The organism is Wandonia sp. (assembly GCF_984588085.1).
Genome location: NZ_CFIGVI010000001.1, coordinates 30,977 through 57,177 on the forward strand (window position 1 = coordinate 30,977; position 26,201 = coordinate 57,177).

The window sequence follows — 26,201 nt, forward strand, 5'->3', positions numbered from 1 at the left end:
CACAAAATAAGGCATTATTTATTGAAATGAGAAAGTTTGTGCATTTGCTTTTTCGCTATATTTGCACTTTAGTTTTTATACACGAAAATCCCACTCAATGAGTACATTTTTAAGAAGGCATGTAGGGTCAAATGAAGCAGAGCAGAAAGCGATGCTGCAGGCCGTAGGAGTTTCTTCCATTGAAGAATTGATCGGTAAAACCATTCCTGAACACATTCGGCTGAAAGGTGAACTGAATACAAGTAAGGCGATGACAGAGCAGGAGTATCTTGCGCACATCGGAGAACTTGCAGCGAAGAACAGGATATTCAGGTCGTATATAGGTTTGGGGTATAATGAGACAATAGTTCCTTCTGTGATTCTTAGAAATGTTCTTGAGAATCCGGGATGGTATACAGCGTATACTCCGTACCAGGCTGAAATCTCACAGGGTCGTCTTGAGGCATTGTTGAACTTTCAGACGATGGTGTTGGATTTGACACGCATGGAGATTGCTAACGCTTCGTTACTGGATGAGGCAACGGCTGCAGCTGAAGCAATGATCATGTTCTACAATGCACGTTCACGTGCAGATGTAAAAGAAGGAAGAGTTCGCTTTTTTGTTTCCGAATATGCTTTTCCACAAACCAAGGACGTTATCATCGGACGGGCTGAGTGTCTGGGGATAGAGTTGGTTTTCGGAGATCCGGAATCTTTTACTCCGGATAGTACATTTTTTGGTGCTTTGATTCAGTATCCTGACGGATTCGGACGAATTAAAAATATAGGTAAGTTTATTGAAGAATCGCACAATGCCGGAGTTAAAGTAGTGGTGGCAGCAGACATTATGTCTTTGGTTCTTTTGAAATCTCCGGGCGAGTTGGGTGCAGATGCAGTGGTAGGATCAACACAGCGATTCGGAGTTCCTATGGGATATGGAGGTCCACACGCGGCATATTTCGCAACACGTGAAGAATTTAAACGCCATATACCGGGAAGAATAATCGGTGTATCTAAAGATACGGATGGAAATGTAGCTCTACGCATGGCATTACAAACCCGTGAGCAGCATATCAAACGTGACAAAGCTACCTCCAATATTTGTACTGCACAGGCACTTTTGGCTGTAATGGCGGGAATGTATGTTACCTATCACGGTCCACAGGGATTGAAAGAGATAGCAACGGATATCCACCAAAAAACTGCTTTTGTTGCCAAAGAATTGACCGGAATGGGATATACAATTCTTGGAGAACAGTTCTTCGACACATTATGGATTGAATTACCTTCCGGCCTTTCAACAGAACAGCTGAAAGGTATTGCCGAGGCAAACAGAATGAATTTCCGCTATTTAGTAAATGATAAGCAACTTACGTTGAGTATTGGTGAACCGACAACGGAAGAAGATATTCGCGATTTGTTGTATGTATTTGCAGAATTGGCGCGCGAAAAAACAGATGAGAATCTGGAGATTAACTATAAGACGGTAATTGCTTCACTTCATTTAAGAGAGGATTCGTTCCTTACACATGAAGTGTTTAATTCGTATCATTCGGAATCAAAAATGATGCGCTACCTGAAGCGATTGGAAAATAAAGACCTTTCATTGGTACATAGTATGATTCCTTTGGGATCTTGTACTATGAAGTTAAATGCGGCGTCAGAATTGATGCCGATAACATGGCCTTCATTTGCTAATTTGCACCCGTTTGCACCTTTAAATCAGGTGGAGGGATATCATGAAATGTTGCGTCAACTGGAAGTTGATTTATGCGAAGCTACTGGTTTTGCAGCGATGTCGTTGCAACCTAATTCTGGTGCACAGGGAGAGTACGCAGGACTTATGGTGATCCGAGCCTATCATGAATCACATGGAAACTTTGACAGAAAAATATGTCTGATTCCTTCTTCAGCACACGGAACTAACCCTGCTTCCGCCGTAATGGCAGGATTTGAAGTAGTAGTCACAGCTTGTGATGAAAACGGGAATATTGATATAGAAGATTTACGGGCTAAGGCAGAACAATATAAAGACCGGTTAGGAGCTCTTATGGTAACCTATCCTTCTACACATGGTGTGTTCGAGGAAGGAATCAGAGAGATCACTTCCATTGTTCACGAAAATGGTGGACAGGTTTATATGGATGGAGCCAATATGAATGCACAGGTAGGGTTGACAAACCCGGGTAATATCGGTGCGGATGTCTGTCACCTGAATCTGCACAAGACATTTGCTATACCACACGGTGGAGGTGGACCGGGTATGGGACCAATTGGAGTTGCGGCACATCTGGCACCTTTCCTTCCGGGAAGTGTTATAGTGAAATCAGGAGGAGAGAATGCTATTCATGCAATTTCTGCTGCTCCCTGGGGAAGTGCCCTGATCCTGTTGATTTCTTATGGATATATCAAGATGTTGGGAAGTAAAGGTCTGCGTAAATCAACTGAAAATGCAATCCTGAATGCGAATTATATCAAATCAAGATTACAGGGACATTACAACGTATTATACACCGGTAAAAACGATACGGTAGCGCATGAAATGATACTGGATTGTCGTGAGTTTAAGAAAACGGCAGAAATTGAAGTTGCAGACATTGCAAAACGTCTGATTGATTTCGGATTCCATGCTCCGACAGTATCTTTCCCTGTAGCAGGAACATTAATGGTTGAGCCTACAGAAAGTGAAGATAAAGAGGAGTTAGATCGTTTTTGCGATGCCATGATCAAAATCCGGGAAGAAATTCGGGAGGTAGAATCCGGGAAATTTGATAAGGAGAACAACTTGTTGAAAAATGCGCCACACAATGCAGATTGTATTATCAATCTGGAATGGACATACCCGTATTCTCCAAAAGAGGCAGCCTATCCGCTTCCTTACCTTAAAGAGTGGAAATATTGGGTTCCTGTGCGAAGAATTGACAACGCTTTCGGAGATAGAAATCTGATTTGCTCCTGTCCTTCGGTAGAAAGTTATACCAATCTGGAACCGGTATCTTAAACAATAGGATATAAAAATTGAGAAACCCCTTTCCGAATTTTCGGAAGGGGGTTTTTATTGGAAAATATGTGGTTGTATCTCCTGAAAAATCTTCTCGGGTTAATTACATTTTTTTAACGTCATTCAGTAGCAAATCCCTCGAATTATTGTTAAATTTGAGGAGAAACACTAAAAAAACAGAATAATATGTCATTCGAATTACCAAAATTACCGTACGCGTTCGATGCGTTGGAACCTCATATCGATGCTAAAACAATGGAAATCCACCATGGTAAGCACCATGCAGGATATACAAACAATCTGAATGCGGCTATCGCCGGAACAGATTTGGAAGGAAAATCGATCGAAGAAATCTTGAAAAACTGTAAGGACAAGCCAGCTGTAAGAAATAACGGTGGAGGTTTTTATAACCACAGTCTGTTTTGGGAAATCATGTCTCCAAATGGAGGTGGTCAGCCAACGGGAGAGCTTGCTGATGCAATCAACAGTACTTTCGGTTCTTTTGATGCGTTCAAAGAAGAGTTCTCAAAAGCAGCAGCTACACGATTTGGTTCAGGATGGGCCTGGTTGTGTGTAGCAAACGGAAAGCTTGAAGTATGTTCTACAGCAAATCAGGATAACCCGGTTATGGGAGAAGGATGTCAGGGAACACCAATTCTTGGATTAGATGTTTGGGAACATGCGTATTACCTGAATTACCAAAACCGTCGCCCGGACTACATTAATGCATTTTTTAATGTAATTAACTGGGATGAGGTAGCTAAAAGATATGCCGCTGCCAAGTAAGCGAAAACAAACGGATAAAAACAAAGGCGATCTGATTCAGATCGCCTTTTGTTGTAATAAAACAAAAAGTATAGTTTGTAACCTACTCGAATTTAATCAGTAGAGCACCTTTTTCTGCAATATCATTGACATCTACCAGAATCGACTTTACCGTTCCGGTACCTTCGGCTTTAATCACATTTTCCATTTTCATGGCCTCCAGCGTCAATAAGGAAGATCCTGTTTGGATAACATCTCCCGGTTGAACATGAATATGTAATACTTTTCCAGGCATCGGAGAACGCAGCTCATCCAGTCTTTTTTCTGCTACTTTATCGAGTCCTAACTCACTAAGCAATACATGAATGGGGAGTTCCCGTTTGAGTTGAAATGAACGGTGATTTACTTTTACAGTCATTGTTCCGCTTTCTGTATCAGCTTCTTCTACTTCTCCATAAAACGTTTTTCCCTGAAAAAAAATCTTAAAAAAACGCTCATTTTCCCAGGAAACCTTCGCTCCTGAATTAGTTGTAAGTATTTCTTCGCCTAATTTCCACTTGTGTTGAGCCATTTATTCATCAATTTTGCCCTAAATCTAGGAATAATGCCGTTAAAAATTAAATTGTTGCTTTTTTATTTGATTTTATTGAGCTTTGTTTCCGTCGTTTTTGCGATTTAACTTATTCAAAGAATTATGAAAAGAATTGTGACTTTTGGTTGTGCAGGACTACTCTTTATTCAGGCTTGCGGAACTGCGAAGACAAGTGCAGAGGTTGTAGACACTGATCCCGTAGTGAATCAGTATGAGATCGAATTACCTGAAAAGAAAACTTTCCCGAACGAAAGAGCGATATACAGGGCATCGGAAACCAAACTGTTTAACCTTGTACATACAAAGCTGGAAGTAAGTTTTGACTGGGATAAATCGTATTTGTACGGAAAAGCGACAATTTCACTCAAGCCACATTTCTACCCACAGGATACACTTGTTCTGGATGCAAAGGGAATGGACATTCATAGTGTAAAAATGAACGGTAAAGATCTGGCGCACTCGTATGAAAATGATTTCCTGACAATACAATTGGGTAAAACAATTACAGCGCAGGAAGAAATTACACTGGTAATTGATTATACGGCAAAACCGGATGAAAGAGAGACGGGAGGGAGTTCGGCTATTTCCAGTGATAAAGGATTGTATTTTATCAATCCAAAAGGAGAAGATCCGGCAAAAATGCCACAAATATGGACGCAGGGTGAGACCGAGGCAAGTTCAGTTTGGTTTCCTACAATTGACGCACCCAATCAGAAAATGACACAAGAAATTCTGATGACCGTTGATGATAAATACGTTACGCTTTCTAACGGAACATTGGTAAAATCTACAAAGAATGCTGATGGAACCAGGACAGATCATTGGAAACAAGAGCTTCCACACGTTCCTTATCTTGCCATGATGGGAGTAGGAGAGTTTAAAGTAGTGAAGGATTCTTTCACGAAGAAAGACGGTTCAAAAATCGCTGTTGATTATTACGTAGAGCCGGAGTGGGAACCTTATGCGAAAGCGATCTTTGGAAATACACCTGAGATGATCGGTTTCTTTTCAGAATTGTTAGGTGTCGAATACCCATGGGACAAGTATCACCAGATTGTTGTTCGGGATTATGTTTCGGGAGCTATGGAAAATACCGGAGCAGTGGTGTTTGGAGATTTCGTATACAAAACAGATCGTGAGTTACTTGATGGTAATTCGGAATCAATCATTGCGCACGAGTTATTTCACCATTGGTTTGGAGACCTGGTGACATGTGAATCCTGGTCCAACCTTCCCTTAAACGAGTCGTTTGCAAACTATTCACAATATTTATGGGATGAGCATAAATACGGTGTTGATGAAGCGGAATATCAGGCTGAAAAAGAAGCAGATGGATATTTTCAGACAGCTCAGTACCAGGGAATGCATGATATGATTTGGTTCGATTACGATGATAAAGAGCAAATGTTTGATGGACATTCTTATAATAAGGGAGGAAGAATCCTGCACATGTTGCGCAATTATTTGGGAGATGAAGCATTCTTTGCGTCGTTGAAGTACTATTTGAAGCGCCATGCTTATCGTCCGGCAGAAATTCATGAGCTTCGACTGGCATTTGAAGAAATTTCAGGAGAAGACCTGAACTGGTTTTTTAACCAGTGGTTCTTTGCAAAAGGACACCCTGTACTGGAAGTTACACAGGAAGTAAAGGATGGAAATGTTGCGGTAACAATTGAACAGAAACAAGATCTGGATGAGATGCCATTGTATAAGTTGCCGATGAAAATAAGTGTGTTCGACGGTGCGAAAAGAAATGATTATAAAGTGGTAGTCGATAAAAGAGAACAGACATTTACGTTTTCGTTTAAAGACTCGGTTAATTCTGTAATTGTAGATGCAGATCATGTTATACTTGCAGAATGGACGGATAATAAGCCAAAAGAACAATTTGTATTTCAGTTCTATAAGGGCGGAAAATATGCAGATCGTCGTGACGGATTAGCTGGAGGTGCTAAATTGAAAGATGAAGCAGGAAAGCGAATGATACTGGATGCTTTGGATGATCCGTTTTACAGAATCAGGGAATTGGCAATTACGCAATCGAATCGTGTTAAACGATCACATACGAAAGAATTGCTGGAGAAACTTTCTGATTTGGCTGTTAATGACAAGTCCTCTACTGTACGTGCAGCAGCACTAGACTTCCTTGTAACGAATTTTGAAGACGAAGAACTGACGAAAAAAGCGCTTGCCAATGCGATGGAGCAGGACAAATCGTATAAAGTGCTGGGGAGTGCTTTGAATGGTTTGTCGAAATCAGATGCGGAGTTGGCTATGCAAAAGGCTAAATCGCTTGAAGGTGAATCGGCACAGGCAATGTTAGTGAACATTGCGACGCTTTATGGTAAACACGGAACGGCTGAGAACTTTGACTTTTTTGCATCCTTGTTTAATGAGAACAAAGTAGGTGGTTTCTCTGTGTTGGGAGTTGTAGGTTCATTTGGAGCATACGTTCGTCAGAATGATTACGAAGTACAGAAGAAAGCCTTGCCTATCTTTGAAGATCTTTCGGAAAATTCAACAGGATATATGGGGTATGTTCTTCCGAACGTACTGGCATCTGTACCGGCAGCTATTGAGCAGCGAATTGCAAAAGAAGAAGCACAGTTGGCGCAGTTTGAAAAAGATGGAGAGCCGGCTAGAGCAGATCAGTTGAGAAAGGCAATTAAAGCAGATCAGGAATTAATGAAATCTTACCAGAAGTTGGTAGATAACCTGTAGTAATATAAGCAAGCAACAACAAAAAAGGGTTTCCGTTAATGGAAACCCTTTTTTATAACATAATCTGTTATTGTAATTCTCTTTTGTACAATTGAATTGTGTTTTCCAATCCCCAGTACAAAGCATCAGATATGAGCGCATGACCAATGGAAACTTCTAACAATCCGGGAACCTTTGCTTTAAAGAAAGCCAGGTTTTTGGTGTCAAGATCGTGTCCGGCATTAATACCCAGTCCGAGATCATTGGCAAGAATTGCTGCTTTTGTATAGGGATTTACAGCGTTTTCCTTATCGGTATGGAAGTTTTCTGCATAAGGACCGGTATACAGTTCAATGCGATCAACACCAGTTTCTTTAGCATACTCAATATTTACAATATGGGTGTCCACGAAGATGGAACTACGCACTCCCCATTCCTGTAACTGACCAATAATATCCTGTAATTTTTTCAGGTGGGTTTTCGTGTCCCATCCGGCATTAGAAGTAAGAACATGTGGGGGGTCGGGAACAAGTGTTGCCTGTGCCGGGCGCACCTCTTGAATTAATTCCATGAATCGTTCATCCGGATATCCCTCAATATTGAATTCCGTAGTCACCACTTTTGCCAGATCAAAGACATCTTTTCGCGTGATATGTCTTTCATCCGGGCGGGGGTGTACCGTGATTCCATCAGCACCAAAACGCTCACAATCAATAGCAACCTGAACAACATTCGGAACGTTCCCTCCCCTTGCATTACGTAGGGTTGCGACTTTATTTATGTTTACACTTAATTTCGTCATTTCGGAATTATTTTTGTTGTACCAAAGTTAGAGAGTTTAAATTAGATTTACTACTTTGGCTAATACAATGATTGCAGCAGAATTAATAGCAGAAGACATACCGCCACTTAAACATACGGACACCGGAGAGAAGGCTTTGCGTTGGATGGATGAGTTTAAAGTATCACATTTACCTGTCCTTAAAGGAAGTAACTACGTAGGTGTAGTTTCCGATAATGACATCTATGATCAGGAAGACATGTCCGACACATTACACGAGATGTTCGATGTGCTACCACGTCCTTATGTGTATGATTACAATCACATTTATCATGTGATGCGAATTATGGCTGAATCACGGGTTACAGTTGTCCCTGTATTGGATGAAAAGGAAAATTACCTGGGTTGTATCAGTCTTATGGCACTTATGGTCCGGATAACGGAAATTGCGGGAATTCGTGAATCAGGTGCTATAATAGTTTTGGAGATGAATAGGGTGGATTATTCTCTGGCACATATTGCACAGTGTGTAGAAGGAAACAATGCACGTATTATCAGTAGTTACATTACTTCACCACTGGACTCGACCAAACTGGAGGTAACATTGAAAATAAACGAAGTAGATGTGTCCCGTATTATTCAGACCTTCGAACGATATGATTATATTGTAAAAGCATCGTATCAAAAGTCAGATTATTATGATGATCTGAAGCAACGTTATGATGAACTGATGAAATATTTAAATCCCTGATTTACATGAGAGTGTCACTGATATTCAGCGTCCTTAAAACAGAGTATTATCCGCATTTGAAGGATGTTTTTGATGTAGCTCTGGAGTTGGGATGGACAATCAATCTGGAGACGATGTACAAGTTCCAGATGCTGGAGCATTTTCCCGAGTTAGAAAGCATTGGAGAGTTTAATGACTACAAATCCTTTCAGGAGAACACCGATCTTGCTCTCAGCGTTGGTGGAGACGGAACGTTTTTAAAATCAGTTCTTTTTATTCGAGACAGTGGGATTCCGGTTCTCGGACTCAATATGGGACGTCTGGGCTTCCTTGCTAACATCAGTAAAGAGAGAATTAAGGAAGCATTTCTTAAACTGAAGAACGAAGAGTACACGTTTAATGAACGATCTCTTTTGAAAATTGATTCGGAGGAAGGATTGTTTGGCGATGAGAATTTTGCACTGAATGAACTGACGCTTCATAAAAAGGATTCTGCCTCCATGATATCAATAGAAGTAGATGTGAATAATGAATACCTAAATACGTATTGGGCTGACGGACTTATTATCAGTACCCCAACAGGCTCTACAGCGTATTCGTTAAGTTGTGGAGGACCAATTATTACACCGGGATGTCTGGTGCATATTATTACTCCTGTAGCTCCGCACAACCTGAATGTACGACCCGTTGTAATTCCGGATAATTTCCCGATTAAAGTCTCTGCCGAAGGGCGGGACAGTACTTATCTACTTACGTTGGATTCCCGGTCAGAGTTTATCAGCCACGATTGTGTGTTGTATATCAGCAAAGCAGATTTTACGGTAAAGGTGATAGAGTTTGACGACTATACCTTTTTGGATACCATCCGTGATAAATTACTGTGGGGGCTGGACAAAAGAAATTAAGCGTTCTGCTTAACGAACTTTTCCTGTTCGCATTCTTCCTCCACCCATTTGCGCCATGCGCATCTGATTTTTAGAAGCAACCTGAGAAGCCTGCTTTTTCAACATTTTCAACTGATCACTCAACATACCATCTTTGTCAAGACGTTTTGCTTCATCAAACATGTTGATTGCTTCACGCTTACGCCCGGTTTGTAAACAAATTCCACCGATATGCATGTGAGCAACAGCTTTATCCTGGTTTGTCTTTAGCCCGATTGAAAGAGCTTTCCGTAAGAATTGTTCACTTTTATTAAGTCCCATCTCCTTTGCTCCCAACATTCCTGTCAGGTAATAATAATACGCCTGTTGACGTTTAATTAGTAACTGAGGGTGTGTAATACGTTTAAGAATTGTATAGGCCTTCTCATGATTCCCGATTCGCATTTGATTCAGGGCAAGAATAATCTGTTCATTTCTGAAGAAAGTAACAATAACAAGTGCACTAACAAGAACGAAAGAAATTCCCCATCCCCAATAACCGGTTGCAAAAAAGTAAACGGTAAAGAAGACCGATAATACAGCAAGGACAGATTTAATAATGAAAGAAATCATATACGTGTTTTAATCAATTGTTGCAATACATTTTAACTCAATAGCGATAGGCGTAGGAAGAGAGCTTATTTCCACAGTAGTTCTACAAGGTTGGTTTTCTTGAAAATATTCAGCGTAAATTCTGTTGTAGGTATGAAAATCACGTTTCATATTGACAAGAAAAACAGTTACATCAACCAACTGATTCCATGAAGAACCGGATTCTTCCAGAATAACCTTTACGTTGTCAAATACAGATCTGCACTGGGCTTCAAAATCAAACGCAATAAAATTACCGTTTTTATCCAGTTTTAACCCTGGAACTTCTGAGTCTGTAGCATCTGATCCTGCTACACGGGGTCCCACTCCAGACAAGAACAATAGATTTCCTACTTTTCTCGCATGTGGGTATAAACCAACGGGTTTTGGAGCTTTTTGTGTGCTGATTTTCGACATAATCCGTTTTTTATATCGCGCAAATATACGCATTAAAATGCGGAGTACCTGTTAAATTGCTGAGAATTGGATAAACCCTCTTTGTTTTTACTGGTTTTTGTCCAGTACTTTCGGAATACGGAAATAATCAGAATCTTTTTTAGGTGCATTCTTCAATGCTTCCTCCTGCGAAATAGACTGTATGGCTACATCCTCCCGCAGATCGGATAATTCATCTGTCATAAAAATTAGCGGTTCAACATTATCCGTAGGAATTTCATTCAGTTTTGACATGAAATCAATAATGTTGCGGAGGTCAGTTTTAATACTCTCCTTCTCATCACCTTCAAATTCCAGGCGGGCAAGGTGCGCAATATGATCTATTAATTCGTCATTGATCTCCATGAACTCTCAACTTTTTAACAAAGTTAGTAAAGATTGCGCAACGGCGCATCAATTATTTTATAAACCTGTTCGCTTAACTCATCCAGACTCATGTTTTCATAATCCTGTGGAAGTATAGGTGGATGAATCACCACTTTTGAAATGCCCGGACGTGCTTTTCCCCACAGATCTTCCGGATCAGAAAACAATCGGTAATTATTTACAAATGTAATGGGGAGTATGGGCACTCCGGCCGATTGAGCCAGTCTGAAAGCACCGGGTTTAAATGGAACCATTTTTGGACGCTGTCCATCCGGGATTCCTCCTTCCGGAAAGATGACTACTGACCAGCCGTTCTTTAGTGCGCGTATCGCTTTAACGAAGGCGCGTGCTGACTGATGTTTATCATCGCGGTTGACCGGAATATGAAGTGTTTTAAAGAAATGACTGAGAAGAGGGTAACCAAGAATTTCATGTTTCCCCATGAAAATGATTTTCTTATTGCGCAATACACTGTGCATAATCGTAATATCCATATAAGATGCATGATTCGCGCAGATAATCATAGGTCGTTGGTTAGATAATGCTGTCGAAATTTTCCGGTTGGGCGGCATCAGAATAAGATAGTGAAAAGCTTGTGACCATAAGGTGAAAACACGCATAGAAAATGATTGTGTTTTTTCACTGCGAACAAGGAAATAAAGAGGAGGATAGAAAACAATGAGTGTCGCAGAGAAAATGATACCTGCATATCCTTTGTAAAGTAAACCCGGAATCCCTTTTATTCTTTTCACAGACTAAAATTATTGATATTTCTCGTTTCAGACTATGCATTCCTTGATTGATTTGTATTTTTGTAATCAAACGAAAAGAAGATGCCAAGAATTTTAACAGGAGTACAAAGTACAGGGACACCGCATTTGGGTAATATTCTGGGGGCTATTTTGCCGACAATAGAACTCTCAAAAGCACAGGATACAGAATCTTTTGTATTTATCGCAGACATGCATTCACTTACACAGATTAAGGATGGTAAGTTGCTTCGCGAAAATACATACAGTGTTGCGGCAACCTGGATCGCTTGCGGACTTGATATATCGAAAGTTGTTTTTTACCGACAGTCAGATGTTGCATTAACGACAGAGTTAACCTGGTATCTTAGTTGTTTTTTCCCGTATCAGCGACTAACACTTGCACATTCGTTTAAAGACAAGGCAGATCGTCTGGAGGATGTAAACGCTGGGTTGTTTACCTATCCGATGCTAATGGCTGCTGATATTCTTTTGTATGATGCAGAAATGGTTCCTGTAGGTAAGGATCAATTGCAGCATCTTGAAATTACAAGAGACGTAGCTTCCAGATTTAATCATAAAATGGGAGAGACTTTTGTCTTGCCGCAAGACTATATTCAGGAAAACACAAAAATTGTACCTGGAGCTGATGGTCATAAAATGAGTAAATCCAGAAATAATTATATCAATGTTTTCCTGCCGGAGAAACAGTTGCGAAAGCAGGTTATGGCTATTGAGACGGACAGTACGCCTATCGAAGAGCCGAAAGATGCTTCTACCTGTAACGTGTATTCTATCTATGAGCTAATGGCTTCGGAGGAACAAAAACAGGAAATGTTGGCGAATTATGCGCGTGGAGGTTATGGATACGGACATGCAAAGCAGGCACTATATGAGCTGATACTGGAAAAGTTCAGTGAGGCACGTGTCAAGTACGAATACTATATGCAGAACCTGGAGGAGTTGGATGCTGTTTTGGCAAAAGGAGCGGCAAAGGCAAGAGTCATTGCAGAAAACACAATTCAGAGAGTACGAAGCAAGGTTGGATACTAGCAAATAGCCTGTCGTTTTATTTTTGATTCATTTTCAGCACGAAACGATGTTGAACAGGCAATTTTATTATATTTGTTATCCCAAAATAACCGTAACATGTACAAAAACATTTTATTAGCACTACTATCAGGAGTACTGTTTGTCGGATGCACTACTAAAGCAGAAAAGGAAGAAGAAGCACTCGTCGGAAGAGGAGGTGTTAAATATGGAGGAGAGTTCAGGTTTTATTCTCCTGAAGTGGTCTCGGATGTTTTTCCTTTAACAGTAAGTGATGTGTATTCACAGCGGGTTAGCGGTCAGATTTTTCAGGGATTACTACGTATAAGTCCGGATGGAACAAAAGCAGAACCAGCGTTGGCAGAGTCATACACAATTAGTGATGATGCAAAAACATTTACGTTTAAAATCCGAAAAGGAGTACACTTTCAGGACGATGCTTGTTTTGATGAGGGGAATGGTCGTGAAGTGAAAGCAAAAGATTTTAAGTATTGTTTTGAACTGGCGTGTAAAAATGATCCAAAGGTTAACCAATTCAGTTGGCTACTTACAGATCGTATCGTAGGTGCAAAGGATTATTTTGATGGAAAAGCGAACGAGGTAACCGGAATACGTGTTCCTTCTGATTACGAATTAGTAATTGAGCTTTCCGAACCGTTTGCCGGATTTGAGAAAGTGTTAACCCATCCCGCTTTGGTTCTCTTTCCAAAAGAAGCATTGGATAAATACGGAGAAGAAATTGGCTTACATGCTGTGGGAACAGGACCTTTTCGTCTTGCTTCTCTAAGTGAAACAGAAGCAAAACTGGAACGTAATCCAAAGTACTGGGAGAAAGATGAGTTTGGAAACGAATTACCCTACTTATCATCTATTCTTGTGCAATTTAACGGGAAGAAAATAGACGAGTTAATGGCATTCCGTAAGGAGGAAATAGACCTTGTTCTTGAAATTCCGGTAGATGAAATTCAGAATGTTTTGGGGACATTAATTGAAGCACAGGAAGGAAAAAATGTTAAACACAGAGTGGCTTCTGTGAATAGTTTAAATATTGAGTATATCGGATTTGCTCACAACAATTCCGTGTTTAATAACCCAAAAGTTCGAAAAGCATTTAATATAGCTATAAATCGTCAGGAAATTGTGGAAAGAGACCTGAATGGAGATGTGATTGCTGTCGAGAACGGTTTTGTTCCCTACATGTCGGATTATCCGGTAAGTAAAGTACACGGTCATGTATTTGACGCTAAAAAGGCGGCTGTATTATTGGAGGAAGCCGGATATCCGGGAGGAAAAGGATTCCCGGTTGTAGACTTCTACGTAAATACTGTGGAAGGTTCTGCATCATATAAGATGGCAGAAGCTATTGTAAGAAGCTTAAAGGAGAATTTAGGAGTAAACGTGAATATTAAAAAAGTCAGCTATCAGGAACGGGAAGACGCTATCAAGAGCGGAGAAGCTGTTATGTGGCGTGGTGGCTGGCTGGCGGACTATCCGGACCCTGAAAACTTCCTGAATATCTTTGTAGGAGGAGATGAAACGCAGGAGATTATTGCAATTAACCCGTTTAATTATTCAAGTGAGGAGTTCAATAAACTGTTTGATGCAGCGAAAAAGGAGACTGATTTGAAGAAAAGAATGGATCTGTATGCGCAATGTGATCAGCTGATTATCGATGATGCGGTAGTGATGCCCTTGTTTAATAAGGATTTCATCACCATGGTTAATTTGAAAGCAAAGAAGTTTGAAACGAACCAGATGGAGCGCCTTGATTTTACCCGCGTCTATATTAAAGAACTGGCGGGTAAATAGAAAAGTGTAAAATATAGAAAGCTTTGATTTTTTAATCCCGGGTGATGATCGTCCGGGATTATTTTTTTCCGGTCAATTCTTTAAATACCTGTTCCAGTGATTTTTCTTCAACCTTGAGACTGATGATTAACCAGTCGTTTTGAGCGGCATGTCTGGAAACAATTTTACGAAGGTCCCCTTCCTTGTTGCTTTGTAGCAGCCAGGATGTACTTTCTTCTACTTTCCGTACTTGTTGAACTCCGGGTATTTTTTTCAGTTCATTGCGTGAAACAGATACCTCTTCATCGAATTCGACAATAATTACCTGTTCGTTTTGTTGTTGTTGCAACTCTTTAGCAGAATTGTCAGCTACGATTTGACCATTGTTGATAATGACAACTCTGTCACAGATCGCTTCTACCTCCTGCATAATGTGAGTAGAAAGCATTACTGTTTTGGTCTTTCCTATTTTTTTGATCAACTTTCGGATATCTACCAGCTGATTTGGATCCAGTCCACTGGTTGGTTCGTCAAGGATTAAAACTTCAGGGTCGTGAATCATTGCCTGGGCAAGTCCGACACGCTGACGATATCCTTTGGAGAGCGCACCTATCTTTTTGTGCTGTTCCCGCTCCAGCCCGACAAGCTGTATCATTTCAGCGATACGTTCACGTTTGTTACTGATCTTGTATACATCGGCAACAAAATCGAGGTACTCCTTCACGTACATATCAAGGTAAAGCGGGTTGTGCTCCGGCAGATAACCGATCTTACGGCGTACAGCCATGGAGTTCTCTTCGACGTCCAGACCGCATACTTTGACCTTACCATCGGAAGCGGGGATGAACCCGGTGATAATCTTCATGGTGGTTGACTTGCCGGCACCGTTTGGTCCGAGAAAACCAACGATTTCTCCTGTTTTTACTTTGAAGGAAATTCCTCCCAAAGCCGCTTGTTCACCGTAAAACTTCTGAAGATTAGATACTTCAATGGACATATACGTATTATTTTAGACGAAGATACTAAAATAACTTTTTCTCATCAACCGGGGGAGACTATACCTGAGTTCAGAATAACAAATTTTAACGGTTCGGAGCGGGCAATGCAGTTTCTTTATCCGCACTCTGTATGAAATTAGTATCTTTCACCAAAAAAGACGTTGAAGGGAGTAGTTGTCAAATCGACAGGAAGCTGGTATCAGGTCAGAATGGAGGACGGTTCGGTTGCGGATTGTCGGATTCGTGGTAAAATCAGGTTGCAGGGGTTGCGAAGTACCAATCCTGTAGCTGTGGGCGATAAAGTGGATGTAGAGTGGGAGAGTGAGCAGGAAAATCAGGGTATCATTACCGGGATTGATGAACGTTTTAACTTTCTGGCACGAAAATCCGTGAATCTGTCAAAGCGATCCCACATACTTGCAGCGAATATTGATCGTTGTTATTTGATCGTTACACTGGTTGCTCCTGTGACACATCTTGCATTTATAGACCGTTTTCTTGTTTCTGCCGAATCTTTCCGGATTCCAGTAACGCTTTTGTTTAACAAGACGGATCTTTTGGAAGAGGATGGACTAGAGGTCGTTGATGACATTATTTCCATATATGAACCGATTGGATATCCCTGTCATAAAATTTGCGCCCGGGAAGAGTCCAGTATTACATTCCTGAGAGAAGAAATAGCAGGGAACCAGGTTATGATTGCCGGACATAGTGGTGCGGGGAAAAGCACACTTGTTAATGCGCTGGATCCTGAAATTCAGACAAAAACCGGTGCGATTTCCAGGTATCATTTGCAGGGGCAACATACAACTACTTTCGCAGAAATGTTTCCCTTGACATCGGGAGGATACATTATTGACACTCCCGGGATTAAAGCGTTCGGTCTGGTAGATCTGGATAAAGATGTTCTCAGCCATTATTTCCCTGAGATGCGAGCTGTCTTAAATCAATGTAAGTTTCACAACTGCAAGCATCTTGCAGAACCGAAGTGTAAAGTGAAGGAGATGGTTGAAAGCGGTGAAATAGCTCCCTCACGCTATCAAAGCTACGTTCAGATGATGGAAGACGATGAAGAGTTGAATTATCGCAAAAATAATTACGAATGAGAGTTGTAATCCAGCGTGTTAGTGAAGCATCGGTGAAAATTGATGGGGTGGTTAAAGGAGAAATTAATCAGGGAATGATGATTTTGCTCGGAATTGAACACGATGATTCGGAAGAAGATATTGACTGGTTGGTGGCAAAACTATCCGGTTTACGGATTTTCAATGATGCTGAAGGAAAAATGAATGTATCTATTCGTGAAATAAAGGGTAGTTTTTTAGTAGTAAGCCAATTTACCCTTCACGCAAGTACCCGAAAAGGAAACCGACCGAGTTATGTTCGCGCTGCCCGTCCCGAACTGGCTATTCCTATGTATGAATTATTTATTGAACGCCTGAGAAAGAGTTCGGGATTGGAAGTACAAACAGGAGAATTCGGAGCTGACATGAAAGTAACCCTTATCAATGATGGTCCTGTTACGATCCTGATCGATTCAAAAACAAGAGAGTAACCTCTCTGGCTATAGGGTTACTCCGACAGGTTCCAGCTTGCACCTTCTTTTCCGTCTTTAACAGTGATTCCGGCTGCAGTTAAACCATCTCTTATTTTATCAGCGGTATTCCAGTCCTTATTGGTTCGGGCTTCTTGTCTGAGCTCTAATATTAGCTCCATCAAACCTTCCACGGTATTTTCCCCTGATTCTGCTGAATTTGATTCTTCAAGTGATTGTAATCCAAGTACATCAAATACGAAGGCCTTCATTTCGCGGGCTAACAAATCCAAATCTTTTTGGGAAATAGAAGCTTTATTATCTTTTATGGCATTAATGTATTTTACCGCTTCAAAAAGATTGGCAACAAGAATAGGAGCATTGAAATCATCATTCATTGCGCCATAGAACGAAGCGACCAGTTCTTCGACATTTTGTGAAGACGTTTCGCCTACAGGTAGATTTCCTGTCAGTTTTACGGCATCCATAAGACGGTGAAAACCTTTTTCAGCAGCTTGCAATGCAGAGGAAGAAAAATCTAGTGTACTTCTGTAATGCGCCTGCATCATAAAGAACCGAACTACCATCGGATGATATCCTTTATCCATGATATCGTTTGCACCACTGAAAAGCTCGCCGGGTAATAATGTATTACCGGTTGATTTACTCATTTTCTTTCCGTTGAGGGTAAGCATATTCCCGTGCATCCAATATCTTACCGGAGAAACTCCGTTAGCAGCAGTTCCTTGTGCAATTTCACATTCGTGATGCGGAAACTTAAGATCCATCCCTCCTCCGTGAATATCAAATTGATCTCCCAGGTACTTACTACTCATGGCCGAACACTCCAAATGCCATCCCGGAAAGCCAATTCCCCAGGGAGAAGGCCATTTCATAATATGAGCATCAGACGCACTTTTCCAAAGAGCAAAATCGAGCGCATTACGTTTTTCATCCTGTCCGTCAAGATCCCGTGTTCCGGAAATGAGTTCCTCGATCTTCCTTCCGGATAGTTCTCCATAGCTCTTTTCCTTATCATATTTCATGACGTCAAAGTACACAGAACCGTTGATAACATAGGCAAGTCCGTTGTCAATGATCTTTTGAATCATTTCAATTTGTTCAATAATATGGCCGGTTGCAGTAGGTTCAATACTAGGAGGAATCGCGTTGAATTTAGCCAGCGTTTCATGAAAGTCAAGTGTGTATTTCTGGACGATTTCCATCGGTTCCAGCTTTTCCAATTTAGCTTTTTTGGCAATCTTGTCTTCGCCTTCATCGGCATCGTTTTCCAAATGTCCGACATCTGTTATGTTGCGGACATAACGAACCTTATATCCCAGATGTTTCAGGTAGCGATAAACCAAGTCGAATGAAATAAAAGTACGACAGTTACCTAAATGAACATAACTGTAAACAGTTGGTCCACACACATACATGCCGACAAAGTCACCGGAAAGAGGTTCGAAAATTTCTTTTTGACCACCCAGCGCATTGTATATTTTTAATTCTTTCTTCCAGTCTTTTTCCATGATGTAAAAATAAAAAAGGGGAACCAAATAGCCCCCCTTTTCTTCAAATATATTTATCAGAGTTGTCCATCTGAGTGGTATTTCCCCTTTTTATAAACCTCAATTTTGAGGAGGATACCGTCTTTGTCGTAGACATAAAGCTTACCGTCATGCAGGAGTCCGTTTTTAAAGTCTCCATCCATCCAAAGCTCGTCATTTTCGTTGTACAGCTTGTTGTAGCCGTTTTTATCAAATACGCCGGATTTGGTAACAGCGCCTTTTGGTGCCGGAGCGGATTTGGTTTCAGCGGGAAGAGGTGCTTTTACTTCTTCCGGGGTGTTCACCATTTCTTTGCTCTCGAAAGAGGAAACTTCTCCTGTATCATCAAACGCTACTTCTTCTTTAATGTCTCCGTTGGGCCAGTAACGAACGGCTTTTCCGGTTGGGATACCGGCACGAGAAGAATATTCATATTCCACTTTGCCGTTAGGGTGATAGTACTTGATCTGCCCATCTTCCTGTCCGTCATTATTGTAAGTACCTTCATACATGATGGTACCGTTCTCATAGTATTTTTTCATGGCACCGAGGTACTTACCTTTTTCGTAAGTTCCTTCTTCCTGAATATTACCGTTTGGATAGTACTTGGTAAAGGCTCCTTTAGGGCGGCCAAAATCATACTCTCCTTTTAGTCGGGGAGTGATTCCGTCATTATGATACTTGATCCAGATGCCGGTTTTACGGTCATCCTGATATTTCCCTTCTTCAACCTTTCCTTCTGGAGGGAAGCCTTGCTCGGGACGATCTTTCCCGAAAATAATCCAATGGCCTTGTTTACGACCTTGCTCATCTTTCCAATTGATCCGATCCTGATCATTGGATAAAAGTGGTTGCGAAACGAGTAGACTTAGGGTTAATGTCAGGGTTGATAGAATTCCAGTTACAAGTTTCATAGACGTATTTATAGATATATAAAAACATATAGCAATAGTTCAATGACAATTTACGTAAAATTCACGATTAAGTTGCTTACTATGCTTATTGTTTAGACTAATCGTTAAATATCAGGGATTAATTTATAAATTTAAAGGTTAATCTTAAGAGGATTAACATGTTCTAACATACTTTCTGAAATGCTCATCAGGTCATGTTTGATTTCCCAACCCCAATCTTTTCGGGCATGACTGTCATCAATTGAATCCGGCCAGCTATCTGCAATTTTCTGCCGGAAATCCGGCGAATAAGTGATCGAGAATTCAGGAATAAATGTCTTGATAGACGCTGCAATTTCTTTCGGAGTAAAGCTAACTCCGGCAAGATTATAACTCGAGCGTATTTTGATAGATTCTGCTGGAGCTTCCATTAATTCAATTGTAGCACGGATCGCATCTTCCATATACATCATAGGAAGAGCAGTGTCCTCTGAAAGGAAGCATTCATACTGCCCGTTGCTTTTTGCATGATAAAAAATATCTACTGCATAATCAGTGGTTCCTCCTCCGGGTAATGATGTGTAAGAGATCAGGCCGGGATAACGGATACTGCGAACGTCAACACCGTAATTATTGAAATAGTACTCACACCATCTCTCTCCTGCTTGCTTGGAAATACCATATACTGTCGTGGGTTCCATGATGGTATATTGAGGAGTGTTCACTGACGGGGTTGTTGGTCCGAAAACAGCAATAGAAGAAGGCCAGAAAATTTTAGTAATCAGTTTCTCTTTTGCCAGATCAAGTACATTGAATAATCCTTCCATATTCAGTTTCCAGGCAAAATCAGGACGTTTCTCAGCTGTAGCAGAAAGCAAGGCTGCTAACAGATAGATTTCAGTGATTTCATGTTCGAGAACAAGGTTATGTAACCGTGATCGATCCATCACATCTAGCTGTACATAAGTTTGTCCCAGTAGTGCTTCGGGACAATCAGCATGAACATCCGAAGCAATAACCGAGTTATTGCCAAATCGTCTTGCCAGCTCAATCGTGAGCTCTGTGCCAATCTGACCCCCCGCTCCGATAATTAGAATTTTCTTCATTCTGCCTTCGTTTTCTGCAAATTTAAAAGTTAAGATGAATTTCAGAGGGTTATTTTTTGTCTTCTTCGCAGGACTAAAATTTATACGGTTGAAAATGAATACAATTACTTTCTGTTTTTGAAAACTGATTTTTATCATTCCGTCCGGAAGAGTTGACAGCAATACGGATAATTTTCTAACTTTGTTCAAGACAGAACAAAGACGTAATCATTTATGTTTTGGGAAGGAAGAAATGAACTGGCAAAAATACTGTTAAAGCGTAATCCCGAGTGACGGGAGCAAACCTGACTGCAATCATCATTTCGTTTAATTAAAAATTTTAGAATATGCCGTTTTATCATAAAATGGGAAAATTTCCGCATAAAAGACATACGGTTTTTAAATCGGATAGCGGAAATTTTCATTATGAAGAGTTGTTTGGTACTGAGGGTTTTAGTAGCATGTCATCTCTTCTTTATCACGTACATCGTCCGACTATGATCCGGTCTGTGGGTGATCCTGTAGATCTTACACCTGTGGCAGCTGTGGAAAAGAATATTACTTCCAGAATGCTGAACGGGTTTAATGTGCAGCCAGAAGATGACTTTCTGCAAAGTCGCAAGGTTGTTTTATTCAACAATGATTTGAATATTACTTTGGCTGCTCCCCGTAAATCTCTTCGTTCGTACTTTTATAAAAATGCAGATGCGGATGAGATGCTCTTTGTGCACAAAGGGACAGGTAAATTGCGTACTATGCTGGGGAATCTTCCGTTTTCACCGGGAGATTATTTGATTGTTCCCCGTGGGATCACCTACCAGATTGATTTTGACTCGGAAGAAAACAGACTTTTTATTGTTGAATCATTCTCTCCGATTTTAACTCCGCGGAATTACCGTAATAAATTCGGGCAGTTACTGGAGCATTCTCCTTTTTGTGAAAGAGATCTTCGTGCTCCCGAGGAGTTGGAAACAATCGATGAGAAAGGGGATTTTCTGATTAAGATCAAAAAAGAAAATGTGCTCCATGAAGTGGTCTATGCTGCTCATCCGTTTGATGTGGTAGGGTACGACGGGTATAATTTCCCGTATGCGTTCTCTATTCATGATTTTGAGCCTATCACCGGACGTGTGCACATGCCACCTCCGATACACCAGACATTTGAGGCTCATAATTTTGTTGTGTGTTCATTCTGTCCGCGATTGTATGATTATCATCCACAGGCGATACCAGCACCGTATAATCACAGTAATATTGACAGTGATGAAGTGTTGTATTATGTAGACGGAGACTTTATGAGTCGTAACCACGTGGATAAAGGATATATTTCCTTGCACCCTGCTGGAATCCCACATGGACCCCATCCGGGAGCTATGGAGCGTTCTATTGGTCAGAAGGAGACACTGGAGCTGGCGGTTATGGTTGATACATTTAGACCGTTGAAGTTGACCCAACAGGCGTTGGATTTGGCAGATAAGGACTATTACAAATCCTGGTTGGAATAAGTTAAGAATAAAAGTACAGCAGTAAATAATAAAGAACTGCGAAAAGAAAAAATACTATGGCAAAAGAAGTAAAAAACGTAGAATACGGATTAGAAAAAATCTTTGAAGGGGCACAGGATTTCCTTCCTCTTTTAGGTACAGATTATGTTGAGTTTTATGTAGGTAATGCAAAACAGGCAGCACATTATTATAAAACGGCTTTTGGATTTCAGTCTCTGGCATATGCGGGATTGGAAACGGGAGTGAAAGATAGAGCTTCGTATGTGTTGAAACAGGATAAGATTCGTCTTGTTTTAACCACAGCTTTAACAAGTGATTCTCCGATCGGTGAACATGTTAAAAAGCATGGTGACGGTGTAAAGATTGTTGCTCTTTGGGTTGAGGATGCTCGTTCGGCATGGGAAGAAACAACGAAGAGAGGTGCAAAATCATTTATGGAGCCTACCGTAGAGGAAGATGAGCAGGGTAAGATTGTTCGTGCGGGAATTTATACATACGGTGAAACCGTTCATATGTTTGTTGAACGTAAAGAATACAATGGAATTTTCCTTCCAGGGTATAAAGAGTGGACATCGGACTACAACCCGGCTCCTACCGGACTTAAGTTTATTGACCATATGGTAGGAAACGTAGGTTGGGGAGAAATGAATACCTGGGTGAAGTGGTACGAAGATGTAATGGGATTTGTAAACTTCCTTTCATTTGATGACAAACAGATACATACGGAGTATTCCGCATTGATGTCTAAGGTTATGTCGAACGGAAACGGACGAATTAAATTCCCGATTAACGAACCTGCTGAAGGGAAAAAGCGTTCGCAGATTGAAGAATATCTTGATTTCTATGAAGGAGCCGGTGTTCAGCATATCGCGGTTGCAACAGATGATATCATTACAACTGTTTCTGATTTGAGAAGTCGTGGTGTAGAATTCCTTTCTACTCCTCCGAGATCTTACTACGAAGCTATTCCTGAGCGTTTGGGAGAGCACATGGGAATGATGAAAGAAGATATCAACGAACTGGAGAAGTTGGGTATTATGATTGATGCGGATGAGGAAGGGTATCTATTGCAGATTTTTACCAAGCCCGTAGAAGATCGTCCTACATTGTTCTACGAGATTATTCAAAGAATGGGAGCACGTGGATTCGGTGCAGGAAACTTCAAAGCATTATTCGAGTCGATTGAAAGAGAACAAGAGAAAAGAGGAACGCTGTAATAGTGTTCGCTTTTTCTTCTTTTTTTAGAGTGTTAATAGGAAGATAAAAAAGGAGGTTGTTACATTGTAACAACCTCCTTTTCTTTTTTTGAGTAATGTTGGAAACTCTTTTATTATCTTTTCACGAATTGTTTTACAACTTTCCCGCTTCCTGAAACGACCTCTACAAGATACATTCCCTGTGCAAGATCCGTAGTTGAAATCATAATATCATTCGTTCCCGGCTTACCATGAATACGGAATGTTTCGATTGCTTTTCCGGAAAGATCAACGACTTTAACATCAAAGTCCATTGCATCCTGAATAGAAAGGCGCACAGTCAATTCATCAATTGTCGGGTTCGGGAATAGATTAATATCTGAGATTAATGCATTCTCTTCGATCCCAAGTGGGTCAACGTCTCCCAGATACATATTAATATCGTCGAGGTAGATGTTGTTTCCACCACCGTGTTGCCATTCAAACTTAACACGCATTCCATCTACATAGAAAGAACTGGAAATATTAGTGATGTGGTTGGTTACCCAGTCATCCTGAGAAGTCGGAACCCATGAAGAAAGTTGTGTTCCTAATGACATAGAAGACGAAAGCAACTGTCTTCGTGTTGACCAACTCTCACCACAGTTATTGGATGCAGAAACACGTAAACGGTCATCATTGGATGAGCTTCTTTGTTTGAAGGAATAACGGAACGAAAGTGTAATATCATCCGCTGAGTTTAATCCGGATAAGTCAAAAGAACCACTGATCAACTCGTCAACTCCTCCGCTTGGTTGCCCGATATTTTGAAGGCGAACACTTTTTTGCCCTGTGTGAGCTGCAGCCTGAGTGATTTCCCATTCATTGTTGCTCCCCTGGTTATAGGTGTTCCAAACACCGTTGGATGACTCAATTGTACTATACGCTTCGAAACTTTCCATAAAAGGAAGAATCGATGTGGATGGAAGTACGCGAATATAACCTGTTTTTGTTACCTGATCTGTACTTGATCCGTCTCCGGAACTCAACGTTACATTGTATACTCCAGGAGTATTGTATGTAACAACCGGATTCTGAGCTGTTGATGTAGAAGGCGAACCTCCTTCAAATGTCCAGTTCCACTGTGTCGGGTTGAAGTAACTGTCATCCTGAAATTCAATAGAACTTCCTACACATACATCACGAAGCGGAGCATAGAAGTTCGCTTTACAAAAAACCTCAGGGGCATTCACTCCGGTAGCAGTAAGATTCGATGCTGAAGTTATATTATTTCGTCCTCCTACTGACGAGTTAAGTGCCGCATGCATCCGTGCTTTTTGTCCTTCCGTAAACATTTTAGAGCAATACGAGTACTCCATAAAGTTTTCGACATTATCCTTGACGCCATCACAGGTTGTTCCCTGAAGATTGCAGGAAGTCCATCCAATTGTATTAGGTGTATCATTTACACCATCATCATCAGAACAGTTACCTGCTTGTCCCGGATTGTTTGAATTCCCCCATAGGTGAGCAAGGTTCAACCAATGTCCTACTTCGTGCGAAAGTGCAGTAGAAACAGAGTTACTACTGGTTCCGATACGACCTACATAATTATGAAGAATCTTAATTCCGTTTGACATCGAGGTTCCTGACCAATTCGAAGGATAAGTAGTATATCCTGCTGCTCCGCCGGCATTAGCAACCACAAAAATGTTCAAATACATATCCCCCGGGAAGTTCCCATGAGCCTGTTGCACAGCCTGAACCTGATCGTTTCCTGAATCATCGAATGTTGTTCCTGTTTCTGTTCGTGTGATTCCTTTGAAGCAATCTCCGTTTGGCTTTTTCTTTGCAAGTTTAAACTCAACCTGGATGTCGGCAACAAGCGGAAGAAATTCAGATTGTACCTGATTCCAGTTATTGTTTTGCTTGTTAAAATCCTCATTCATGCGATCAACAGCATCAAGAATTTGTGCGTCAGAAATATTCTCTGATCCATTCATGTGCAAAACATGAAATACAACAGGAATCGTGTAAATCGAAACCTTTTGAAGAGGATTGTATTCGTTTTGTATGTATTGTTGGGTAAACTGTTCAAGACGTTGAGCGGATAATTCCATTTCGGCACGGATTGCCGGATCAGACGCTTTCAATTCTTCCATGTGTTCAACGGTCCTACAAGGAAGATGACCATGGTCATTATGTTGACCAAACACTACTGATGCAAAACCGATATGCATCAATAGCAGATATACTTTTCTCATTGTTTTTTTGTTTTAGCAATTTAATTTAAAGCAACACAAAGTTTGGCTATGGGCTTAACCACTTGCAATATACGAAGAAAATCTCATACATATTGAAAAAATACAGTTATGGTTAGTGAACGGTATGAATGGACGAGTAAACGGTATGACAAAAAGGAGAGGTTAGATATGTAGTTTTTTTCTGGATAAGTTGTTAGCTATGAAAAATAGTTTTTCAAGAAAAGTGAAGGTCAATTTGTTGTTTTTTGATGGTTATTACTGTAAATTTGATAAAAAAGAAACTATGAAAGTTAGGGGCATTTTAGTAGCGGGTCTGATGGGAGTACTTTCATTGACTGCATGTAACAAAGAAAAGGTTACTGTTGACAATACAAAAGAGATTATCAACGAGGGAGAATGGAAGGTTACTTATTTCGAAGATAACGGAGAGAACGAAACGTATTATTTTGAGGGGTATGTATTTACCTTCAGTGATAACGGAACAGTCGTGGCCGTTAATGGATCTCAGACTGTCTCAGGATCATGGACAGTGAAGAAAGATGATGGACATGTTGAGTTGGATCTTATTTTTCCGGCCACAGCCAATTTTGATGAGTTAGATGATGACTGGCACGTGGTGGAACAGACTACTTCTAAAGTTGTACTGGAAGATCCGGACGATGACGGTCCTACAGATTATCTGACATTTGAAAAAATATAGAATCGTATAAGCTTGATTTGATTAAG

Annotated in this window: 23 protein-coding genes; 12 read left to right on the top strand and 11 right to left on the bottom strand. The window is 40.7% G+C overall.

All coding sequences use genetic code 11. The features are described from left to right. Positions 1–97: 97 nt before the first annotated feature. Positions 98–2,980 carry an aminomethyl-transferring glycine dehydrogenase gene (gene gcvP, locus AC4PL9_RS00145; protein WP_491602767.1) on the top strand — a complete coding sequence of 961 codons (2,883 nt, stop codon included), beginning with the start codon at positions 98–100 and terminating at the stop codon, positions 2,978–2,980. Between the two features lie 186 nt (positions 2,981–3,166). Next, entirely contained in the window at positions 3,167–3,766 is a 600-nt protein-coding gene (locus AC4PL9_RS00150; RefSeq protein WP_491602768.1) for a superoxide dismutase, read from the top strand. An 82-nt stretch (positions 3,767–3,848) separates the two neighbouring features. On the opposite strand, the gene AC4PL9_RS00155 is transcribed toward AC4PL9_RS00150, so the two are convergent. Next, positions 3,849–4,316 (bottom strand): acyl-CoA carboxylase biotin carboxyl carrier protein subunit, encoded by a 468-nt coding sequence (locus AC4PL9_RS00155; protein WP_491602769.1) that lies wholly within the window; start codon positions 4,314–4,316, stop codon positions 3,849–3,851. Positions 4,317–4,439: 123 nt separating this feature from the next. Here AC4PL9_RS00155 and AC4PL9_RS00160 point away from each other — a divergent pair, with 123 nt between their 5' ends. Further along, positions 4,440–7,058 carry a M1 family metallopeptidase gene (locus AC4PL9_RS00160; protein WP_491602770.1) on the top strand — a complete coding sequence of 873 codons (2,619 nt, stop codon included), beginning with the start codon at positions 4,440–4,442 and terminating at the stop codon, positions 7,056–7,058. 67 nt (positions 7,059–7,125) lie between these two features. On the opposite strand, the gene AC4PL9_RS00165 is transcribed toward AC4PL9_RS00160, so the two are convergent. Continuing rightward, complete coding sequence (locus tag AC4PL9_RS00165; protein WP_491602771.1) at positions 7,126–7,839, bottom strand: pyridoxine 5'-phosphate synthase; 714 nt, start codon at positions 7,837–7,839, stop codon at positions 7,126–7,128. Positions 7,840–7,894: 55 nt separating this feature from the next. Here AC4PL9_RS00165 and AC4PL9_RS00170 point away from each other — a divergent pair, with 55 nt between their 5' ends. Then, a complete protein-coding gene (locus tag AC4PL9_RS00170; RefSeq protein WP_491602772.1) occupies positions 7,895–8,569 on the top strand; it encodes a CBS domain-containing protein in 675 nt (224 codons plus the stop codon). A 5-nt stretch (positions 8,570–8,574) separates the two neighbouring features. Then, positions 8,575–9,453: an NAD kinase gene (locus AC4PL9_RS00175; protein ID WP_491602773.1), complete on the top strand. Its 879-nt coding sequence runs from the start codon at positions 8,575–8,577 to the stop codon at positions 9,451–9,453. A 9-nt stretch (positions 9,454–9,462) separates the two neighbouring features. Here AC4PL9_RS00175 and AC4PL9_RS00180 read toward each other — a convergent pair whose 3' ends face one another. The 4 genes from AC4PL9_RS00180 to AC4PL9_RS00195 all read right to left on the bottom strand — a co-directional run bounded on the left by AC4PL9_RS00180 (position 9,463) and on the right by AC4PL9_RS00195 (position 11,636). Continuing rightward, complete coding sequence (locus AC4PL9_RS00180; RefSeq protein ID WP_491602774.1) at positions 9,463–10,044, bottom strand: DUF2892 domain-containing protein; 582 nt, start codon at positions 10,042–10,044, stop codon at positions 9,463–9,465. Positions 10,045–10,053: 9 nt separating this feature from the next. Further along, positions 10,054–10,479 (bottom strand): RidA family protein, encoded by a 426-nt coding sequence (locus AC4PL9_RS00185; protein WP_491602775.1) that lies wholly within the window; start codon positions 10,477–10,479, stop codon positions 10,054–10,056. An 87-nt stretch (positions 10,480–10,566) separates the two neighbouring features. Continuing rightward, on the bottom strand, positions 10,567–10,863 hold the full coding sequence (gatC, locus tag AC4PL9_RS00190; RefSeq protein WP_491602776.1) for an Asp-tRNA(Asn)/Glu-tRNA(Gln) amidotransferase subunit GatC: 297 nt from the start codon (positions 10,861–10,863) through the stop codon (positions 10,567–10,569). A gap of 23 nt (positions 10,864–10,886) precedes the next feature. Beyond that, positions 10,887–11,636: a lysophospholipid acyltransferase family protein gene (locus AC4PL9_RS00195; protein ID WP_491602777.1), complete on the bottom strand. Its 750-nt coding sequence runs from the start codon at positions 11,634–11,636 to the stop codon at positions 10,887–10,889. Between the two features lie 81 nt (positions 11,637–11,717). Between AC4PL9_RS00195 and trpS the strand changes: the two genes are divergently transcribed. Together trpS and AC4PL9_RS00205 are read left to right on the top strand one after the other, a co-directional pair. Next, complete coding sequence (trpS, locus tag AC4PL9_RS00200) at positions 11,718–12,686, top strand: tryptophan--tRNA ligase (protein ID WP_491602778.1); 969 nt, start codon at positions 11,718–11,720, stop codon at positions 12,684–12,686. A 96-nt stretch (positions 12,687–12,782) separates the two neighbouring features. Then, on the top strand, positions 12,783–14,492 hold the full coding sequence (locus AC4PL9_RS00205) for an ABC transporter substrate-binding protein (protein WP_491602779.1): 1,710 nt from the start codon (positions 12,783–12,785) through the stop codon (positions 14,490–14,492). 58 nt (positions 14,493–14,550) lie between these two features. Here AC4PL9_RS00205 and gldA read toward each other — a convergent pair whose 3' ends face one another. Further along, positions 14,551–15,468 (bottom strand): gliding motility-associated ABC transporter ATP-binding subunit GldA, encoded by a 918-nt coding sequence (gene gldA, locus AC4PL9_RS00210; protein ID WP_491602780.1) that lies wholly within the window; start codon positions 15,466–15,468, stop codon positions 14,551–14,553. Between the two features lie 162 nt (positions 15,469–15,630). Between gldA and rsgA the strand changes: the two genes are divergently transcribed. Then, positions 15,631–16,575 carry a ribosome small subunit-dependent GTPase A gene (rsgA, locus tag AC4PL9_RS00215; RefSeq protein ID WP_491602781.1) on the top strand — a complete coding sequence of 315 codons (945 nt, stop codon included), beginning with the start codon at positions 15,631–15,633 and terminating at the stop codon, positions 16,573–16,575. Then, positions 16,572–17,024, top strand: coding sequence for a D-aminoacyl-tRNA deacylase (gene dtd, locus AC4PL9_RS00220; protein WP_491602782.1), 453 nt, complete (start codon positions 16,572–16,574; stop codon positions 17,022–17,024). Before rsgA ends, dtd begins: the two co-directional genes overlap by 4 nt. Positions 17,025–17,041: 17 nt before the next feature. Here the strand turns inward: dtd and cysS are convergent, their stop codons facing one another. The 3 genes from cysS to AC4PL9_RS00235 all read right to left on the bottom strand — a co-directional run bounded on the left by cysS (position 17,042) and on the right by AC4PL9_RS00235 (position 20,552). Beyond that, on the bottom strand, positions 17,042–18,535 hold the full coding sequence (gene cysS / locus AC4PL9_RS00225) for a cysteine--tRNA ligase (protein WP_491602783.1): 1,494 nt from the start codon (positions 18,533–18,535) through the stop codon (positions 17,042–17,044). 56 nt (positions 18,536–18,591) lie between these two features. Beyond that, positions 18,592–19,467, bottom strand: coding sequence for a toxin-antitoxin system YwqK family antitoxin (locus tag AC4PL9_RS00230; RefSeq protein ID WP_491602784.1), 876 nt, complete (start codon positions 19,465–19,467; stop codon positions 18,592–18,594). Positions 19,468–19,598: 131 nt separating this feature from the next. Further along, the gene (locus tag AC4PL9_RS00235; RefSeq protein WP_491602785.1) at positions 19,599–20,552 is read right to left on the bottom strand and encodes an NAD-dependent epimerase/dehydratase family protein; all 954 of its coding nucleotides are present in this window, start codon (positions 20,550–20,552) and stop codon (positions 19,599–19,601) included. Between the two features lie 326 nt (positions 20,553–20,878). Here AC4PL9_RS00235 and AC4PL9_RS00240 point away from each other — a divergent pair, with 326 nt between their 5' ends. Both AC4PL9_RS00240 and hppD read left to right on the top strand, forming a co-directional pair. Beyond that, positions 20,879–22,036 carry a homogentisate 1,2-dioxygenase gene (locus AC4PL9_RS00240; protein ID WP_491602786.1) on the top strand — a complete coding sequence of 386 codons (1,158 nt, stop codon included), beginning with the start codon at positions 20,879–20,881 and terminating at the stop codon, positions 22,034–22,036. A 56-nt stretch (positions 22,037–22,092) separates the two neighbouring features. Then, entirely contained in the window at positions 22,093–23,253 is a 1,161-nt protein-coding gene (gene hppD, locus AC4PL9_RS00245; RefSeq protein ID WP_491602787.1) for a 4-hydroxyphenylpyruvate dioxygenase, read from the top strand. A 113-nt stretch (positions 23,254–23,366) separates the two neighbouring features. On the opposite strand, the gene AC4PL9_RS00250 is transcribed toward hppD, so the two are convergent. After that, complete coding sequence (locus tag AC4PL9_RS00250; protein ID WP_491602788.1) at positions 23,367–25,475, bottom strand: zinc-dependent metalloprotease; 2,109 nt, start codon at positions 25,473–25,475, stop codon at positions 23,367–23,369. A 283-nt stretch (positions 25,476–25,758) separates the two neighbouring features. Here AC4PL9_RS00250 and AC4PL9_RS00255 point away from each other — a divergent pair, with 283 nt between their 5' ends. Further along, positions 25,759–26,175: a hypothetical protein gene (locus tag AC4PL9_RS00255; protein WP_491602789.1), complete on the top strand. Its 417-nt coding sequence runs from the start codon at positions 25,759–25,761 to the stop codon at positions 26,173–26,175. The last annotated feature ends 26 nt before the right edge of the window (positions 26,176–26,201 follow it).